Source organism: Candidatus Anoxymicrobium japonicum, assembly GCA_002843005.1.
GTDB classification, from domain to species: Bacteria; Actinomycetota; Geothermincolia; order Fen-727; family Anoxymicrobiaceae; genus Anoxymicrobium; species Anoxymicrobium japonicum.
The window spans coordinates 1-4,212 of record PHEX01000095.1; the positions used below are offsets into that span (position 1 = coordinate 1).

3 protein-coding genes are annotated in these 4,212 nt (G+C 59.3%); all 3 read right to left on the reverse strand.

The genetic code is table 11. The features are described 5' to 3' along the window. Nucleotides 1-133 precede the first annotated feature (133 nt). Nucleotides 134-532, reverse strand: a complete 399-nt coding sequence (locus tag CVT63_07885) for a hemoglobin-like protein (GenBank protein ID PKQ27459.1) — start codon at nt 530-532, stop codon at nt 134-136. An 84-nt stretch (nt 533-616) separates the two neighbouring features. Beyond that, on the reverse strand, nt 617-1,759 hold the full coding sequence (locus CVT63_07890; GenBank protein PKQ27460.1) for a hypothetical protein: 1,143 nt from the start codon (nt 1,757-1,759) through the stop codon (nt 617-619). A gap of 153 nt (nt 1,760-1,912) precedes the next feature. After that, entirely contained in the window at nt 1,913-4,084 is a 2,172-nt protein-coding gene (locus CVT63_07895) for a YgiQ family radical SAM protein (protein PKQ27461.1), read from the reverse strand. Nucleotides 4,085-4,212 lie beyond the last annotated feature (128 nt).

Genomic DNA, 4,212 nt, shown 5'->3' on the forward strand with positions numbered 1-4,212 from the left:
GTGGTTTTACCGTGGTCAACGTGCGCGATGATGGCGATGTTGCGGATCGGACGAGCGGACATGGGAAGGCCTGAAAAATCAAAGGCGTGATTCTATCACTGATGGTGCGCCGCAACATCCCCAGGGCGTGCTTTTATCCTTCTTTATTGCGCATGAAGTCGGCCGTGTTGAAGAAATTATTGAGCAACACCTTGCGCACATCCTCGCTCAGGCCGACGTCCTCCATGGCCAGCGCCATGCAGGCGACCCATTGATCGCGTTCTTTCGTGCCGATGGCAAAGGGCATATGGCGGGCGCGCAGCTTGGGATGGCCGAACTTTTCGACAAACAGATCGGGGCCGCCGAACCAGCCGGAAAGAAACATGAAGAGCTTGTCCCGCGAACCGGAAAGATCGGCCGGATGCATGGCCCGCAGTTCGGCAAAATGAGAAACGGTGTCCATCAATTCGTAGAAACGGGCGGTCAGCCTGGCAATGGTGGCTTCGCCGCCGATTTTTTCGTAGGTCGTGGGCGTTGTGGCTTGATCGGTCATGATTCAGGTCGCAGGAAACGTGAGAAAGCCGGCAAGTGTAACGGAGGCGGCGATGATTGCCGATAGCATGCCAGCAGCGCGAGATCAGGCGCTTGCCTTTTCCTCGGCATGGAGGATTCCCCCCCAGCCATTTTGGGACTTGCTCCGGTACATGGCCTTGTCCACCGAGGCAATGACTGACTCCAGATCGGCCCCATGATCGGGGAAATTGCCGACACCAATCGAAACATTGAAGTCGATTCCATTTTGTAGCGCCCAGTCGTTGATTTCCTGACGTACCCGCTGTGCGACGATTTCGCCGCCCTGACGTGAGGTTCTGGGCAGAACGAGCAAAAACTCATCACCACCATAACGCGCCACCAGATCAATATCTCGAACGTTATCGAGAATGCGTTCGGCTACCGCGACCAGAACCTTGTCGCCCACGTGATGGCCGTGCGTGTCGTTTACCCGCTTGAAACCGTCCAGATCGGCGAAGAGCACGACGATTTCGCCGCCATTGGTGGCCGGCGAGCGAAACAATTCGGAAGCGCGCTCAATCAGCGCTCGCCGGTTGAGCATCCCGGTCAGCGCATCGACATTTCGCTCATACGAGAGCTTCTGGCGGGCCCGCTCGATCTTTGCAGTCAGCGAATAGGAGTAGAGAACGACAATGGCAAAAAAGACCAGGAAAAAGATCGCGCTGACGGAGAAGATGGCGAGGTAGTCAGGCAGACGTAGCCAGACGATGAAGATAGATGCCCCCAAGCTGCCGACTACGGCCTCGCCGAAAAGCGCCAGGCCGTAGCGCATGCCATTGCCGAGGATGACCATGAGAAATACCAGGAAGCCGGGCGAACTGAGTGTAGCGTCGGCAAGTGCGGCGAAAGTGGCGGCAGCGATATCGACCCACATGGTCAGACGCTGGCGCCATGGCGCATGCGGCACACGCATTGCGTGCCACATGAAGAACAGGATTTCGAGACCGTAGATCGTAAAGACCAGATTGACGATGGGCAAGCTTGCCCACGGCCTGACCTGAGCATCGCCACCAAAGTTGAAGTACATCAGGGCCAGGACACAGAAGAGCAGGCGTGTCCAGTATTGGGCTTTTTGATCCTCCCATGACAGATGACGCGGCAGGCCTTCAAACAGGGAAAGGTCAACGCGCCGGGCGAAGCCGGACCGTCGATCGGTTACCCGTCGCCCGTGACAACTCCCCCTCTCGTAGTCCCGCCTTCTGCGCATGTCGCCCCCGGCCCACCGGCCCTATGCCGACCGTCTATCGAAAACCACGCACGGGAAAAACCAAAACGGGCGAAAACTCTCGAAGCTACGGAAATTACGGCTCTTTTTTAGAGTATCGCCAGTTCCCGCAGACCCGTCAATTATGCAGACGCCTTATTTTTTCCTACTCCGCAACGGGCGCTGAGCGCTGGCCCGAACGACCGGCCCGCTCCGCCGGTTATTCCCGGTGGATACGGCCGGGACGCCACCCGTGCCGGCCGGCTGCCAGGCTGGAATCAGTTGTTTTTTGCCATTGCCGATCAGGTCGGCCCGGCCCATATCCTTGAGCGCTTCGCGCAACAATGGCCAGTTGGCGGGGTCGTGGTAGCGCAGGAAGGCTTTGTGCAACTTGCGCTGACGACCGTTGCGGACAGTCCCCACCTGCTCGCTGCTGCGCGTCACCTTGCGCAGCGGGTTGCGCTCACTGTGATACATCGTCGTCGCCATGGCCATCGGCGTCGGGATAAAGGTCTGCACCTGGTCGAGACGGAAATTGTTCTTTTTGAGCCACAGCGCCAGATTGAGCATGTCTTCGTCTTCCGTCCCGGGATGGGCGGCGATGAAATACGGGATCAGGTACTGTTCCTTGCCCGCCTCGCGGGAAAAACGGTCGAACAACTGCTTGAAGCGATCGTAGCTGCCGATGCCCGGTTTCATCATCTTGGAAAGCGGGCGCTCTTCGGTGTGTTCCGGGGCAATTTTCAGGTAACCGCCGACGTGATGGGTGACCAGTTCCTTGATGTATTCCGGCGAGCGAACCGCCAGGTCATAGCGCAAACCGGAACCGATCAGCACCTTCTTGACGCCTTTGAGCGTGCGCGCCTTGCGATACAGCGAGATGAGCTTGCTGTGATCGGTGTTCATGTTCTCGCAGATATCCGGATAGACGCAGGACAACCGGCGGCAGGCCGACTCGATCTTCGGGTCCTTGCAGGTCAGGTGGAACATGTTGGCGGTCGGTCCGCCGAGATCGGAGACGATGCCGGTGAAGCCCGGCGTCTTGTCGCGCATTTCCTCGATTTCGCGAATGACGGAATCCTCCGACCGGCTCTGGATAATGCGGCCTTCGTGTTCGGTAATCGAACAGAAGGTACAGCCGCCGAAACAACCGCGCATGATATTGACCGAGAAACGGATCATTTCCCAGGCCGGAATTTTCGCTTCGCCGTAGGCCGGATGGGGCCGACGGGCGTAGGGCAATTCGTAGACGCCGTCGAGTTCTTCGGTGCTCAGCGGGATGGGCGGCGGGTTGAGCCAGACGTCGCGTTCGCCATGGCCCTGGATAAGCGCCCGGGCGTTGCCGGGGTTGGATTCGAGATGGAAGGTGCGCGAAGCATGAGCGTAAAGCACCGGGTCGTCCTTGACCTGCTCGTAAGACGGCAGGCGAATGGCGGTATGGGCACGCTTGTCCTGGCGAGCGGCCAGACGCTCGGTACGCGAAACGATGCGGACCGGGTGGGCATTGGCTTCCACGGTCGACCGGGAATTTTGCCCATTTTTCAAATCGCCTTCCATGGCATATGGGTCGGCGTGCTTGACCAGGGGTCCCGGCGTATCGACCGAAGACGAATCCATGGCTTCCCATTCGGCTGAAGGCAACCAGCCGCGCGGCACCATGAAGGCCGTCCCGCGCAGATCACGGATTTCGCTGATTTTTTCGCCCCGGGCCAGGCGATGGGCAATCTCGACAATGGCCCGCTCGGCATTGCCGAAGACGAGCAGGTCGGCCTTCGAGTCGGGCAGCACCGAGCGCCGGACCTTGTCCGACCAATAGTCGTAGTGCGCGATGCGGCGCAAGCTGGCCTCGATCGAGCCGATCACCACGTTACAGCCGGGAAACGCCTCGCGGCAGCGCTGGGCATAGACCGTAACGGCATGGTCCGGGCGCTTGTTCGGCTCGCCGTTCGGCGTGTATGCGTCATCGGAGCGAATCTTGCGATCGGCCGTGTAGCGATTGACCATCGAGTCCATGTTGCCGGCCGTAACGCCGTAAAACAAATTCGGTTTTCCCAGTTTTTTGAAGTCGACCGCAGCATTCCAGTCTGGCTGGCAAATGATGCCGACCCGGAAGCCCTGCGCTTCGAGCAGGCGCCCGACCAGCGCCATGCCGAAGCTCGGGTGGTCGATGTAGGCGTCGCCGGTGACGAGGATGATGTCGCACGAGTCCCAGCCCAGCGAATCCATTTCGGTACGCGACATGGGCAGGAAGGGGGCAGGCCCGAAACGATGTGCCCAGAATTTGCGATAACCGAAGAGCGGGCGGGTGTTTTGCTGATTTGAATCCATGCAATATTTTACCTGAGAGCGCCGGGGGCCATGGCATACTTGCCCTTTGACCAAGAGCCCTCCCCCTACGCGATGATGAATCTTCCCACCCGCGAACAGGCCGGTGTCCTGATCGTTTCCGTCAGCGG